This is a genomic window from Roseobacter sp. EG26 (assembly GCF_049830555.1).
In the GTDB taxonomy this organism is placed as follows: domain Bacteria; phylum Pseudomonadota; class Alphaproteobacteria; order Rhodobacterales; family Rhodobacteraceae; genus Roseobacter.
This window is the reverse complement of sequence record NZ_JBNBLH010000016.1, coordinates 17014-31105: the sequence shown is the minus strand read 5'-3', so window position 1 is coordinate 31105 and position 14092 is coordinate 17014. Positions and strand designations below refer to the sequence as shown.

The window sequence follows — 14092 nt, the reverse complement described above, 5'->3', positions numbered from 1 at the left end:
CCGCGGCTGGTCCGGACATCGAGCATCGCAAAATCCTTAGCCAACTTCACAACATCTTCCCCGGTCAAGATGAACTCTAACCGCCCACTCGAATATTCGTCCTTGTGATCGTAATCTACGAACCGCCAGCTGCCGAGAATTTCACAGTCGCGAGTAATGACGTCGCGTGCGCCAGTTTGGGTTCGCACCTACAGGCAGACCTGCCAGCGCCTTGGAGCCAGGGATCCACAACATGATACTGATGATTGTCACCCAAGTTGCGAGATCATCCAGTCAGCATTGACTGCCCCATCCAACCTGCACCGACAAGAACAAACTCGATTTCTTGATCCCCATCACAGCACTCCCTTTGCACTCTCATGGAGCGTTTTCATCAACTTGGCATTGTTGTGGCGGTCCAGCGAAAAGTCATCGCTGTAGGCCGGCCTCTTTGCCCCCATCACCCAGGCTGCAGCCAACTCACCGCCCGCGCAAGCGGCCATGGTGCCAAAGCCGGAATGCGCACAGTTCATGAACGCACCCTCAACACCCATTGGTCCGATCAAGGGCCAGTTTTCCTCGGTCATCGTGTACCAGCCGCCGTAGTGGTGCATATTGCGCGGAAGCCGCCCGTAGTAGGCTTTCAGTGCCGGGTTCAGCCGCGCCGCACCGCGCAATACGATCTCGGGAAAATTGTCATCCAGCGGTGGTTCCCAGGTCGCCTCAGCAGCGGTTTCGTTATACGCCCAGCCGAGTTTGACCCAAGTGCCGTGATCGCCACCATCAGGCCGGCAGTGAATCGCGCCAGGCATGTCATCCGTCAGCCATTTGAAATCCGGGTCTGCCTGCAACATTTCCCGATCCTCCTCAGACCAGTCGATCTTTTGCCCGTCAAGGTCGATTGAAAATGGCAGCTCGCGTGGGACGGCCTTTTTGTGGTCTTCAAAGGCTATTTTTTGCTGAAAGGTATTGCAGATCGGCAATTCGATCCCCAGCATTTTGGCAATGCGATCGGCGAACGGACCCGCAGCATTGACGATCTTGTCGGCCTGTAAGGTGTGTGTGCCATCAACAGCGGCAATCTCCAGCGTGAAGCCATCCGCTTGGGTGATACTCTCAACCGATCCTGTGAGGCGCTCAAATCTGTCGCCCTTGAGGGCCCCAAGCATATGCATGCCCAATTGTTGACTGCTGATATCTCCGCCACGTCTGATATGAATGACTGTCTGGATGTCCCTCTCATAAGACGGAAATGTCGATCGGATTAGAGGTTGATCCTGCAAGATATCCACCCCGATAGGAGCCGTTTCCCAATCCGGTGCGAGGGATGGCTGATAGCGGTCGGTGTCGCCTGAACTGTGGTAGCGGATCAGCCGATCCGCCGTGTCGCCCAGGCCGTCATGCAGTTGTTGAACAAGATCGTTGATTTCTGTGCGGCGCGATGCCAACGCATAACCGCGTCGGTTCATGTTGATCCGATTCCCACTTTCGCGCGCAAAGTCCTCCAGCAAATCAATGCTTCGATTGGTGAAGGCGACCATTGAGGGGTGCGGCCACCAGTTCCGGTAATTCTCACCCGATTGCGCAGAGGTAAAAGACATCGGTTGCTCTCTGTCGATCAGGGTGACCTTGGAGAGGTTGTGGTTCTTGGCAAGGTAATAGGCTGTCGAAATGCCGATGATTCCTGCGCCAATGATGGCGATATGCATCTCTGTGTTCGGTGGCATAGATGAGGTCCCGGTTTGGTACTGGAATGTTTTTTGGGGCTGCATTGGCAGTTTTGGATTTCACACGCACAAGATCGCACTTGACCGAATCGTATACGATACTGGATAATAAAATCCGATATGAGCGGGATAATCAACGATAACCATACCAAAAGCAGCGCCGGTGATCCGATCTATGCCGGTCTCAAAAGCGATATCCTTTCGGGTCGGTTAAAGTCGGGTTTGCCGTTGCGGCAAGATGACATCGCCCGGGACCACGGCGTCAGCAAGATCCCGGTTCGCGAAGCTCTGCGGCGCCTTGAGGTTGAAGGGCTTGTTGTTTTTGAAAAAAACAAAGGCGCGCGTGTCCGGCATTTCTCCGAAGTGGAAATTTTGCAATTGATCGACATCCGCCTTGCATTGGAGTGTCGCGCCTTGGAGTTGGCGGTCGACAACATGATCGCATCCGATCTGTGCGCAATGCGGACCCTTCTTGATGAATATGCACGCACGACAGATATCACGCGATCCAGCGCCATAAACGCGCAGTTTCACAACATGCTCTACGAGCCTTGCGACAACCCCCAATTGCTTGGGTTGATCGACGATTTGCAACAAAAGCTGGGACAACATCTGCGGCTGCTTGTGACCGAGGCCAGCAGATTGGAACGTACGATGCATGAGCATAATGAAATCCTGTCGGCCTGCGAGGCTGGCGATGCTGCCGCGGCTGTCCTGCATTTGCGCCACCACATCGAGACGACCAAAAAGGAAGTTGCCGCCTTCATGAGACGCGGCAAGTGAACCACTTTTCCTCTCTGCGATTGTGGCTGGATAGATGGCACGCCCTCAAATCTTGAATACTTATTGTCGACAAAACTATATTCTGCATGCAATATGTCGACAAATTAACAAAAAGGCACCTGCAAATGGCCACTAAATTTCAGCGCGGCACTGCGACAAGCGAAATCTGCCAGGTCATTCGGCGTGAAATCCTGACGCTGGAAATTGAACCCGGCGCCCCTCTCGACGAAACCAACCTGTCCAATCGCTTCAACGTGTCCCGCTCTCCCATTCGCGAAGTGCTCAGCCGCCTGTCCGCTGAAGGACTTGTCGAAACCGTACCCAATCGCGGTGCAATCGTTGCACCCATCGACTTGAAAAACTTCTCGAACTTTATTGAAGCCCTCGATCTGCAACAACGCTACGCGACCCGGCTGGCAGCGCGTTTCAGAACCGCAGCCGATCTGATCCGGCTCCGAGAGCTGGCAGCTGCCTACAGCGCGGCCGTGCAAGACCGTGACCGCTTTGAGATTTTGCAATCCAACTACGACTTTCACAAAGCCATAGGTGAAATCGGACGCAATCCCTATGTGGCGCGGCACTACAGCCAACTTCTGTCAGAAGCGCGCAGATTGCTGCACATTCACATCCGCTTTCTTGAAGCAACCCAAAGCGAAGACAAGCTGGCCGATCAGCATAGTGATTTCATTGATGCCATCGAAGCTCAGGATGTCGCTGCCGCCGATCAGGTCGCACATGAACACACCTTCCAGTTCCATGACCGCTTCTTGAAAGCGTTGCGCTACGAGGCCGACGATGAATTTTCGATCGAAGTCGCCGCAGGTCAGTTGCCTCGCATACCCCGAAAAGTTGCGGGATGAACGTGATCGCAGACATACGCATCTGCACCCATTGCAATGATCTAAGCGGCAAGTTCTGGAATCCGGCGATCCGGTGGACAAAAAAATATGCCGTATTTGTCGAAATCATAGATGATCAAGGTCGTGTGGGCCTTGGCGAATGTTGGTGCTTCGATGCTGCACCGGACACGCTTTGTGCCTTTCTCAGGACTGAAGTGATACCCGCCTTTTTGGGCCGGAATCTCTTTGATCTTGAAGAAATTTCCGCTGACTTGATCAAACGCGCGACCTTGACAGCACGGCACGGTGTCCTCGCCTCGGCACTGTCAGGGCTGGACATTGCCGTTCACGACCTGCGCGCGCAGACACTGTGCAAGCCGGTTTGGAAACTATTGAACGCAGCCGGGTCAGGGAAGGCGCCGCTTTATGCAAGCGGCGGTCTTTATGGCAAGAACAAAGGGCTCTCAGAACTTGGAGCCGAGCTTTCGGATATGGCACAAGCGGGGTTTCCCGTCGCCAAGATGAAGGTCGGGGGCATGGATCTGAGAGACGACGTTTCACGGGTCTTGCACGTCCTGTCTGCTCTACCCGAAAAAACGCGGCTGGTGATCGATGCGGTTTACAGCCTGACGCCAGACGAAGCATTGCGGATGTTTGAGACCCTTCCGTCCGAACGGATAGAGGCCTTTCAATCGCCTACACGGGCTGATGACATTGCGGGCATGGCGCGGCTGGTACGCGCGGGCGTGCCAGTCATGGCCACCGAGGCGGAGTACCGCCGCGAGGTGCACACCAAGCTGATCGACGACCGCGCCGTTGCCTTCTTGCAAACCGCGCCAATAGCATGCGGCGGGTTTTCACGTCTGTCCGAACTTGCCGATCTGGTACGCCCCAGCAATGCACGCCTGTCGCTTGAGGTGTCCTCCACTGCAGTCGCCCTTATGGCGGCATGTCAGTTCGCCGCCGCCGAAGAATGCGTGGCCCATGTGGAATACCATCATCTGCATCAGGTCTTCTTTCACCATCTGCCGTGGCCCGGCTCTGGCTTTGAAAAGATGAGGGCCCTGCCCGCCATACCGGGCATCGGCATCTCCTTACCCAATAACGAGGTCGAGCTGGCCTTTGATACCTCCAACGCATCCCCAGAAGGTGCGGACGCTTAATAAACAACGAAAACCAACGGAGAACGATATGACATCCAAACTCAAAACAATAATAGCCGCCTCTGCGGTTACCCTGACCGGGGCCATCGGCGCATATGCGCAGGACGAGGGTGTGCTGGGCGCGATCAAGGAACGCGACAGCCTGCTGTGCACTGGCCACAACGGCTCCTACCTCGGCTTTGCCGAAGTGGACGCACAAGGCGCCTGGCAGGGCTTTGACATCGAGATGTGCAAGGCATTGGCTACAGCCATCACCGGCAGCCCCGACAAGCTGCAAATCATCCCTGTCAGCTGGGCTCAGCGTTTCCCGTCCCTGCAATCAGGCGACATCGACGTGATCATCAAGGTCACAGGCTGGACCATGACACGCGACACGGAACTGGGTCTAAGCTATTCGCGCCCCTACTTTGTCGGGCCGTTCTATACGATGACCCGCAAGGACCTTGGTGCGACCTCGATTGAGGATCTGGCGGGCGGTGTCTTCTGCGCACAGGCCGGCACCACGGTTGAGCGTATTCTGGTCGATTACATGGACACGCGCGGGCTGGAATATGAAATCCTCGCCTTTGAAAAACCCGAGGAACTGCGTGGTGCCATCTATAACGAGCGCTGCGATGCGGTGCCGGGCTTTGGCCCCTTCCTGTCCGCCACCCGTGTCGAAGCACCTGACCCGGATGCCTTTGTCATCCTTGAGGATGTGATGGCGCTTGAGCCTGAAGGGATTGTGGTGCGCGAAGGCGAAGACGCATTGTTGGACGTGATCAACTGGATGGTCACCGTGCTGTTGCTGGCCGAGCAGGAAGGCATCACTATGGCCAACGTTGATGAGATGAAAGCCAACCCGCCATCCGCCACTGTCGAGCGTATGCTGGGTGCCACACCCGGTGTCGGCGCGCGTCTGGGCCTGACCGATGACTGGGCCTACAACGTAATCAAAACCGTCGGCAACTACGGCGAGCTTTATGACCGGACCATCGGCAAGGACTCACGCTATCAGCTTCCACGTGGCCTCAACAATCTGTGGAGCAATGGCGGCGTGATGTACCCGCTCGTGCTCGATTAAGCCTTACCAACGCGGGGCGCGCGCGACAGCACGCCCCGCAAACTTCCACGGGGGATACGTCATGTCGGCACTTCTTCGATCGCGCGCATTCAAGCGCGGTGCGATACAAACCGGGTTTCTAGTATTGCTTGTCGGCCTGATCATCGCAGCCGCTGTGGTGGGTCGAACCAACATCCTCTCACAGGGCATGGCCACGGGGTTTGGTTTTCTGGAACAGACAACCGGCTGGACCCTCAGCTTTTCCGTGATCGACATTGGCCCCCGGTCGACCTACACGCGAATGTTGTTTGCAGGTATCCTCAACACGCTTGCGGTAGGGCTGCTGACTCTGGTGCTGGCCAGCCTGCTGGGCCTGATCATCGCGCTTATGCGCGTCTCCACAAACACGCCCATGAAGATCGTCGGCGGCACCTTTATTGAACTTTTCCGCAACGTCCCTGTGATCCTGCAGGTGCTGTTCTGGTACGCCTTGCTGACCCACACACCCAGCCCGCGCAATGCGATCAACTTTGGGGACATCGCCTTTTTCTCCAACCGGGGGCTGACACTACCCGCTCCCGCACTCAGCGCCTGGGACGTGATCCTGCTGGCAATTGGCGCTGTGGCTTTGGCTGTTGCGTTTCGAACACTGGCCCTGCAGTTTTCCTTGCGCCAAAGGTTCCTTGGCTGCATCGCAGCCTTTGCGGGCCTGTTCTTTGTTCTGATACTGACAGGCCGCGCACCCGATATGCCGCTGATCTCTGTGCCTGAACTCAAGGGCCTACGCTTTGTGGGCGGCTTCACCCTCAAACCCGAATTTACCGCTTTGCTGATCGGCCTGGTCCTGTTTGGGGCCTCCTACATCGGAGAGATCATCCGCGGCGGTCTTCTATCAGTGGACAGGGGCAAGCTTGAAGCGGGCGCCGCCCTGGGTCTGTCCCATCCACAGATCAACCGCTTTATTCGCATCCCACTGGCCTTCCGCGCGATGTTGCCAGCGCTGTCCAATCAATACGTCTGGCTGATGAAGGGCACAACGGTGGGCATCGTGATCGGCTATCCCGACTACTTCGCTGTCGTCTCCACCTCGATCAACCAAAGCGGCCAGACGCTTGAACTGCTGGCCCTGCTGATGATCGGTTTTGTGATCATTAACTATTCGATTGGCTTTGGCATGAACGTGCTGAACGAGCGCCTGAAGCTCAAGGGGAGGAACTGACCATGGCAATAGCGGCTCTTCCCCCTCCCGCCACGCACACCAGCGTGAGCGCGTGGCTGCGCAAGCACTTCTTTTCCACGTGGTACGACGCGATCCTGTCGTTGATCTTTCTGGCCCTGATTTTCTGGGTGGTCAGCGGCATCTGGAAATGGGGCCTGCGCGATGCGATCTGGACGGTAGAAAACCGTGAGGCTTGTGGCCACGGCGCAGGTGCCTGCTGGGCCGTGATCCAGGACCGCCACAGGCTGATCCTGTTTGGCCTCTACCCCTACGAGGAACACTGGCGTTCAACGCTCGCTTGTCTGGCGGTCATCGCCACGATGATCCTGTCCTGTGTGCCCCTGTTCTGGACCGTCTGGCGTTTGCCGATCCTCTGGATTGTCGGTTTCGGCACCTTCGTGCTGTTGATGCGCGGCGGGTTTGCGGGCCTTCCCCTGGTGACAACCGAGCAATGGGGCGGGCTGTCGCTGACGATCTTCATCTTCTCGGCGGTTTTTGTCCTTGGCATGCCGCTGGCGGTGATCCTCGCCTTTGCGCGCCGCTCCTCCCTGCCGGTGATCGCCAAGGTGACGGGCATTTTTATCGACGTCTTCCGCTCCCTGCCACTGCTAACGATCCTGTTTGCGGCGGCCGTTGTGGTGCCACTAGTGCTGCCGGACTGGTTGCAGGGGGACAAACTGGGTCGGGTGATCATAGGCTTCTCGCTGTTCTTTGCCGCCTATCAGGCAGAGATCATTCGCGCGGGCCTGCAATCCATCCCCGATGGCCAGGTGGAGGCTGCAGTATCACTGAACATGCCGTTCTGGTCACAGGTGGTCGACATCCAACTGCCGCAAGCCTTCCGCAACACCCTGCCCTCCACCATCAATCAGGCGGTGATCACGTTCAAGGAAACCTCCATCGTGACGATCATCGGATTTTTCGAGGTCATGGCATCAGGTAACGCCGTTGTGGGCACCGGTGAATGGGGCCAGCAATACGTCGAGGTCTATCTGTTCCTCGCCTTCATCTATTTCATCTTTGTCTTTGGCCTGTCGCGATATGGCGCATGGCTTGAAACCCGCATGAGGCTTGGTCATGGCTGAACATGCAATCTCGTTTGGAAAACTGAACAAGTACTACGGGGACCACCACGCGCTGCGCGACGTGTCGCTGGACGTTGAATATGGTGAGACACTGGTTGTCTGCGGCCCCTCTGGCAGCGGTAAATCCACCTTAATCCGCTGTGTGAACGGGTTGGAGACCTATGCGGGTGGCACGTTGTCCGTGCTGGGCCATGCTGTTGGTGACGATGAGCGCGAACTTGAAGCGGTGCGCAAGCGCGTCGGCATGGTATTTCAGAACTTCAACCTGTTTCCCCATCTGACCATTGTGGAGAACTGCGTTCTGCCGCAAATACGCGGCATAGGGCGCCCCCGCGCAGAGGCGACCGAAGTGGCCATGGCGCAACTCGACCGCATGCAAGTGGGTGAGCACGCGCAGAAGTTCCCCGATCAGATCTCTGGAGGTCAGCAACAGCGCGTCGCACTTGCCCGGTCTCTGTCTCTGAACCCCGACATCATGTTGTTTGACGAACCTACCTCGGCGCTTGATCCTGAAATGATCGCCGAAGTGCTGGATGTCATGCAGGAACTGACACGTGGCAACATGACCATCATCTGTGTGACCCATGAAATGGGCTTTGCCCGCGCGGTGGCGGACAAGGTGATCCTGATGGCAGACGGTGCAATCGTCGAACAAGGCGATCCCGAACAGATGTTCACAGCACCCAAACATCCGATCACGCAGGAGTTCATGAAAGCCGTCAAATCGTGACCGCCCCGCCGTTTCTAACACAGGCTGACCTTCCATCCAGGCCAGACTGGACCCGGCTGGTTGCCGCCCTTGAGGCCGGACACAAAGCGCATCGTGCCGAGATTGCCGATGTATTTCTTGGTCCACCAGAGCGCACATTGCTCAGCCGGGCCGCGCGTATCCCGGGCATGGGCTCCGGCGTGAAATCCGTGACGGTGGTGCCTGAAAATGCGGCCCGCGAAATGCCAACCATTCAGGGCGCGATGTTGATCTTTGACGATGCCACCGGGCGTCATATGGCGACGCTCGACAGCGCGGTGGTGACCAACCTCAAAACCGTGGCCGATTCCCTGTTGGGCGCAAAGCTGCTGGCACGCCCAGATTGCCGTCGCCTGCTGATCGTAGGCGCGGGCAGCGTCGCTGAAACGCTGGCTGCCGCCTATCCGGTGATCTTGCCGGGACTTGAGCAGATCGAAATCTGGAACCGCACGCCGCACAACGCTGAGGTACTTGCGAAAAAGCTATCAGGCAGCCGCGTTCCCGTTACGGCCATCCAAGACCTAAAGGCCGCAGTACCAGAGGCTGACATCGTGGCCACCGCCACCATGGCGCGTGCACCGGTGGTGCTGGGCGATTGGTTGCAACCCGGCACCCATCTCGACCTGATCGGTGCCTTCCGCGCGGACATGCGCGAGGTGGACGACACAGCACTCAAGCGCGCACGCCTGTTCGTGGACAGCCGCGACACAACCCTCGATCACATTGGTGAATTAAAAATCCCGCTGGCAGCCGGCGTGATCTCACCCGGCGATATTCTCGCGGATCTTTATGATCTTGCAGAAGGCAAACCGGGGCGCACGGCCCCATCCGACATCACAATTTTCAAGAACGGTGGCGGGGCGCATCTGGACCTGATGATCGCCTTTGCCATCGTCGAAAGCGCAGGAACAATATGACAAGAGACACCAGTCACAGCACACATACCGCGACCGATGATGACCGCAACCGCAACATCAAGATCTACGTGAACGGCGACATCGTTCATCGCGACGAGGCCAAAGTATCGGTCTATGACAGTGGTTTTATGCTGGGCGACGGCATGTGGGAGGGTATGCGTCTTTATGACGGAACTTGGGCCTTCTTTGATGAACATATGGATCGCTTTTTCAATTCCTGCAAATCCGTCTCTTTAGACGTTGGTATGGACAAGGCGGGAATCGCCGAAGCCATGCGCAAAACCGCAGAGGCCAATGGTATGACAACAGACGTGCATTGCCGCCTGATGCTTACGCGTGGGGTCAAAACCAAGCCGTTCCAACATCCGGGACTTAGCCAAAGCGGTCCAACGCTTGTGATCATCATGGAACATTCCAAGCCAGTTGAAGCCCTCCAATCAAAGGGCATCCGACTTGCCACCGTGCCTCAGGTCCGCGGCCTGCCGATGGCTCAGGATGCGAAGTACAACAGTCATTCAAAACTAAATTGCGTCATCGCCTGCCTTCAGGCCGAACAGGCAGGCGCGGATGAGGCGCTAATGCTGGACCCATATGGTTTTGTTAACACAACCAACGCCTGCAACTTTTTCATCGTGCGCCGCGGAGAGGTTTGGACGTCGACGGGGGACTACTGCATGAACGGCGTCACTCGCCAGAAAGTCATTGATCTGTGTCGTACAAATGACATTCCGGTCTTTGAAAAGAACTACTCGCTCTACGAGGCCTATGGCGCGAATGAAGCGTTTTTGACAGGCACCTTCGGCGCGCAGACACCGGTAGCCGCGATTGATGGCAAACCCATCGGCTCCGATGAGCGCCCCATGACCAAGCGAATCCAGACTCTCTATAAAGCCTTGATCAAGGAAGAGGTTTCGCGCTGATATGAAACAGCCCAACATCCTACTTTTCATGTGCGATCAGCTGACGTCCTTCGTCCTGAATGCCTATGGGGGCACGGTTTGCAAGACCCCCAACATAGATGCGTTGGTCGCGCGCGGCACTGTGTTCGAAAACGCCTATTGTCCCTACCCACTTTGTGCGCCATCTCGGTTCGGCATGATGTCAGGGCGTATACCATCGCGCATTGGGGCATATGACAACGGCGCAGAATTCACCGCATCGACGCCCACCTTCGCCCACTACCTGCGCGCGGCGGGCTACTACACCTGTATCGCGGGCAAGATGCACTTTGTTGGACCGGACCAATACCACGGTTTCGAAGAGCGTCTAACCACCGAAATCTACCCCGCCGATATGTCATGGACACCAGACGCTGATTTCCGCGATTACAACAATGACGAAGAGCGCACTTATACTTTTGGTGTCTCCACCATCGACACCGTTAGGGACGCGGGTCCCGTCGCACGTTCGATGCAGATCGACTATGATGAAGACGTAATCCACCACGCTAAACGTGAATTGTTTGCACGGGCGCGATCGGATGACAGGCGGCCATTTATGATGACAGTCTCGCTGACCCACCCGCATGATCCCTACATGGCCACGCAAGAGTGCTGGGATCGCTACGAGGACGAGGGGTTGGACGCCCCCCGAGTTCCGTTCATTCCCGTGGAAGACCGAGACCCACACAGCCGGTCGCTATACTACCATTACGGACAGGATAAATGCGACCTGACGGATCAGGATTACGGCAATGCGCGGCGCGGGTATTACGGCATGATCTCCTATGTCGATGATCTGTTCGGGTCCCTCATACAGTCCCTCCGCGACAGTGGATTTGCCGATGACACGGTGATCCTATTTGCTTCCGACCACGGCGACATGATTGGTGAGCGCGGCATGTGGTTCAAAAAGACGCTCTTCGATCCCGCGATTAAGGTGCCGCTGATTATATCGCACCCCGACATCCCGCCGTCTCGCATAAGCGCGCCGGTGTCATTGCTGGATGTATTCCCGACGCTGCTTGCAATCGCCGGCATCCCACACTCCGAGATCAAGACCCCGTTGGACGGGCATGATCTGATGCCGGCTATGCGTGGGAAATTGCATGATGCGCCCGTGTTCGTAGAGCACATCGACGGGGGGACGTCCGCCCCGCGCGTATGTGTGCGAAAGGACAACATGAAACTGACATTGTCACGCGCCTATCCGGCGCAGCTTTTTGATCTCGCCGCAGATCCGATGGAACTGGCCAATCTGGCTGATCAAGGCCATCCGGCCGAGGGTGACCTGACCGCATTGGCAGAAAACACATGGCCGCTTGATACTCTGCTCGACGATGTGATCCAGTCACAGATCAACCGAAAACTAATTGACCGGGCACTCAGCACGGGACGCGAGGAAATCTGGGATTTCATGCCTCGCCCTTTGGCTCAGAACACGACCTATGTGCGACGCGGCGACGCATTTCCTGAGGTTGAGCGACGCGGGTACCTCAGATCGTCGGAGTGAGAGAGATCTCCTGAAGGACCATCGCCTTGATCAGGATGATCTGAGCAAAACACAAAGAATGTGTATTCGCCAACATTAACGCTGGAAGCCACGAAGCGCTTCAGCTTCAAAGCTCTTGTGATGCAAATGCTATCTACAAACGCAATTGAGGCGCAGATACCAGATGACGACAATGTCTTTCGATCCGTGACTTCGCTGAGACATTAGCGTCTTAAACGCCGCGAATGTCTGCCGCGACAAGTCATGCGCCCAAGGCGCACGATTGGGCCGCCTGGAGTTTGTCAATCACGGCGTTTGGTGCATTACGGGTTCTTCGCGCAGGCCGCAGCATCGGTCACTTCGGGCTGATTGTGTTGAAAAACTCGAAAATTTGACAACTGCATTTTTCTGCCAGAATCCATTGCAGACACGAACTTGATGCCGTGTACCTGCAGGAGCCTCTGAGCGCCTCCGTCATCGCCGATGCCGGTCTTGTGCCGACCCCCTCGATGAATTTTCGGAGAGACGTTCTATGCGCCAGTTTTTCACCCATTCTCCCAAAAAACGGAGTTTTTCAACACAATCGGCCCGAAGCCGATCTTGGACGCGGTCCAGTATCTGCCAATTCACGGCCTCGACCTCGTCGTAACGGCCCGAGCCAGCCATTCATCGTGTCAGGTCGCGCCGCAGTGCGGCTTGACCGAGCCAGCCATTCGCTTCCGGTGCAAAATCCAGACGAGTTCGAATTCACAATGCGGACAAACCTGTCATTTACTCTTCTAGGTCCAACGCCTGTTTAGCAGGAACAGAGCCCGTTGTGCTTTTACAATTTTGGGGCGATGGTTGCCTTTGCAGCAGAAGGTCAATCGGACGTGTACGAAAATATAGAGCTAATCAAAAATGAGGTGTTTCGTCCGCGCTATGACAGTTTGGCCAAAGATTTGGAACGACTGCATGAACATGTCTCGAACCTGTATCACGCAGACCGGCTTACCTTGGAGGTTGCCAGCTCATTCGCATGTATCCCCCCTGCTGCGGCCAAGCTTGAGGACAACTATTTCGCGCAAGGGCTCTATGCTGAGATTGAAACCCAATATGCCCGGATTTCTCTTGATCCTGATGGAGAGGGCAGACCGCCAGCGATTGATCGGCTCATCGCCGAAGGCCAGGGGCAGCGGGTCATTCGCGGTTGTTGGGCCTCCATTTCTGAGGCGAGTTGGGGCTATTGGTACTGGGTTGACGAACGTAGACGCGGGTTCAGGCACGCATCCAACTGGGCCGCCAGCGCCAAGCAACAGGAAGCAGAACATCGCCGGGACATCGCACGTATTCCTGAACTCAAGGCAGGGCTTCTGGCAAAGTTAGACGTCGCGCGCGGATTGTTTGAGAAGGCCGGAGCGACCGACGGGCAATGCGCGCGATTGGCCACCATCCGCGCTGATGTTGAGGCGGAGGAACGGCAGCGGCCAGAGGGCAAACCGGACCCTCGCACCATGGATATAACAGTCTTTTGGGAGGTCATCAGCACGCCCGACGAGGCACACGAAATCGATCAAATTGAGACGGTGATCAACAGGCTCGCACGCTTCAAGCCAACTGCGATCAAGGCATTTGACGGAATCTTGCACGAGCAGAATCGCCGCGCCTTTCGCAGCGATCTCTGGGCTTTGGCATATTTGCTGCAAGGCGGGTGCTCTGATGATGCGTTCGAAGCCTTCCGAAGTTGGCTCATCCTGCAGGGCCGCACCATGTTCGAAAGTGTTCTGGAAGACCCTGATAATTTCGACGTTTCGCAATTCGGTGGTAACATCGACGGCTACATAGCACTGCAAGACATCCCTTTGAGCGCCTATCAGATGCGAACGGGCAAGCCGATGAGGCGCAAATCACTCAGCCCATTAACTCTTAACGGGACGCTTCTGGAAGAAGAGGAGTTCGCAAACGCTCTACCGCGCGTCGCAGCGGCGATCCGAGAATAGGTCGAGGTTCATGTGATAGTTTTTGTTTCAGACGGCCCAACGAATGCTCGAACCTTTTGTGTTGAGTATTGAGACGCCCAAAGAAATGGATATGCAAACAGTCATTAATGTGCAGCGTATCATCTGATTGCAACGTCAGCCACTCTCAATCAACGCAGCCCTTTGCTGCCATTTGCCCGAT

At 56.3% G+C, this 14092-nt stretch carries 12 protein-coding genes; 11 read left to right on the top strand and 1 reads right to left on the bottom strand.

The window, feature by feature from the left end; all coding sequences use genetic code 11:
* Positions 1 to 335: 335 nt before the first annotated feature.
* A complete protein-coding gene (locus ACOTTU_RS22525) occupies positions 336 to 1706 on the bottom strand; it encodes an NAD(P)/FAD-dependent oxidoreductase (protein WP_425661398.1) in 1371 nt (456 codons plus the stop codon).
* 120 nt (positions 1707 to 1826) lie between these two features.
* On the opposite strand from ACOTTU_RS22525, the gene ACOTTU_RS22520 reads away from it, so the two are divergent.
* From ACOTTU_RS22520 to ACOTTU_RS22470, 11 genes are all read left to right on the top strand, one after another.
* Positions 1827 to 2489: a GntR family transcriptional regulator gene (locus tag ACOTTU_RS22520; RefSeq protein WP_425661396.1), complete on the top strand. Its 663-nt coding sequence runs from the start codon at positions 1827 to 1829 to the stop codon at positions 2487 to 2489.
* A gap of 125 nt (positions 2490 to 2614) precedes the next feature.
* Positions 2615 to 3349, top strand: coding sequence for a GntR family transcriptional regulator (locus ACOTTU_RS22515; protein WP_425661394.1), 735 nt, complete (start codon positions 2615 to 2617; stop codon positions 3347 to 3349).
* Positions 3346 to 4491 (top strand): enolase C-terminal domain-like protein, encoded by a 1146-nt coding sequence (locus ACOTTU_RS22510; protein ID WP_425661392.1) that lies wholly within the window; start codon positions 3346 to 3348, stop codon positions 4489 to 4491. The genes ACOTTU_RS22515 and ACOTTU_RS22510 overlap by 4 nt, the downstream gene beginning before the upstream one ends.
* A 28-nt stretch (positions 4492 to 4519) precedes the next feature.
* Positions 4520 to 5554, top strand: coding sequence for a transporter substrate-binding domain-containing protein (locus ACOTTU_RS22505; RefSeq protein WP_425661390.1), 1035 nt, complete (start codon positions 4520 to 4522; stop codon positions 5552 to 5554).
* Between the two features lie 61 nt (positions 5555 to 5615).
* Entirely contained in the window at positions 5616 to 6752 is a 1137-nt protein-coding gene (locus ACOTTU_RS22500) for an ABC transporter permease subunit (protein WP_425661388.1), read from the top strand.
* Positions 6753 to 6754: 2 nt separating this feature from the next.
* Positions 6755 to 7837, top strand: coding sequence for an amino acid ABC transporter permease (locus tag ACOTTU_RS22495; protein ID WP_425661386.1), 1083 nt, complete (start codon positions 6755 to 6757; stop codon positions 7835 to 7837).
* The gene (locus tag ACOTTU_RS22490) at positions 7830 to 8567 is read left to right on the top strand and encodes an amino acid ABC transporter ATP-binding protein (RefSeq protein WP_425661384.1); all 738 of its coding nucleotides are present in this window, start codon (positions 7830 to 7832) and stop codon (positions 8565 to 8567) included. The genes ACOTTU_RS22495 and ACOTTU_RS22490 overlap by 8 nt, the downstream gene beginning before the upstream one ends.
* The gene (locus tag ACOTTU_RS22485; protein ID WP_425661382.1) at positions 8564 to 9502 is read left to right on the top strand and encodes an ornithine cyclodeaminase family protein; all 939 of its coding nucleotides are present in this window, start codon (positions 8564 to 8566) and stop codon (positions 9500 to 9502) included. The genes ACOTTU_RS22490 and ACOTTU_RS22485 overlap by 4 nt, the downstream gene beginning before the upstream one ends.
* A complete protein-coding gene (locus ACOTTU_RS22480) occupies positions 9499 to 10422 on the top strand; it encodes an aminotransferase class IV (RefSeq protein ID WP_425661380.1) in 924 nt (307 codons plus the stop codon). The genes ACOTTU_RS22485 and ACOTTU_RS22480 overlap by 4 nt, the downstream gene beginning before the upstream one ends.
* A 1-nt stretch (position 10423) precedes the next feature.
* Positions 10424 to 11953 carry a choline-sulfatase gene (betC, locus tag ACOTTU_RS22475; RefSeq protein WP_425661378.1) on the top strand — a complete coding sequence of 510 codons (1530 nt, stop codon included), beginning with the start codon at positions 10424 to 10426 and terminating at the stop codon, positions 11951 to 11953.
* Positions 11954 to 12873: 920 nt separating this feature from the next.
* A complete protein-coding gene (locus tag ACOTTU_RS22470; protein ID WP_425661376.1) occupies positions 12874 to 13911 on the top strand; it encodes a DUF4240 domain-containing protein in 1038 nt (345 codons plus the stop codon).
* Positions 13912 to 14092 lie beyond the last annotated feature (181 nt).

What these genes read in the sequence shown, in the direction of transcription:
- ACOTTU_RS22525 (WP_425661398.1), bottom strand. Translation starts at nt 1,706, where the DNA reads ATGCCACCGAACACAGAGATGCATATCGCCATCATTGGCGCAGGAATC.
- ACOTTU_RS22520 (WP_425661396.1), top strand. Translation starts at nt 1,827, where the DNA reads ATGAGCGGGATAATCAACGATAACCATACCAAAAGCAGCGCCGGTGAT.
- ACOTTU_RS22515 (WP_425661394.1), top strand. Translation starts at nt 2,615, where the DNA reads ATGGCCACTAAATTTCAGCGCGGCACTGCGACAAGCGAAATCTGCCAG.
- ACOTTU_RS22510 (WP_425661392.1), top strand. Translation starts at nt 3,346, where the DNA reads ATGAACGTGATCGCAGACATACGCATCTGCACCCATTGCAATGATCTA.
- ACOTTU_RS22505 (WP_425661390.1), top strand. Translation starts at nt 4,520, where the DNA reads ATGACATCCAAACTCAAAACAATAATAGCCGCCTCTGCGGTTACCCTG.
- ACOTTU_RS22500 (WP_425661388.1), top strand. Translation starts at nt 5,616, where the DNA reads ATGTCGGCACTTCTTCGATCGCGCGCATTCAAGCGCGGTGCGATACAA.
- ACOTTU_RS22495 (WP_425661386.1), top strand. Translation starts at nt 6,755, where the DNA reads ATGGCAATAGCGGCTCTTCCCCCTCCCGCCACGCACACCAGCGTGAGC.
- ACOTTU_RS22490 (WP_425661384.1), top strand. Translation starts at nt 7,830, where the DNA reads ATGGCTGAACATGCAATCTCGTTTGGAAAACTGAACAAGTACTACGGG.
- ACOTTU_RS22480 (WP_425661380.1), top strand. Translation starts at nt 9,499, where the DNA reads ATGACAAGAGACACCAGTCACAGCACACATACCGCGACCGATGATGAC.
- betC (WP_425661378.1), top strand. Translation starts at nt 10,424, where the DNA reads ATGAAACAGCCCAACATCCTACTTTTCATGTGCGATCAGCTGACGTCC.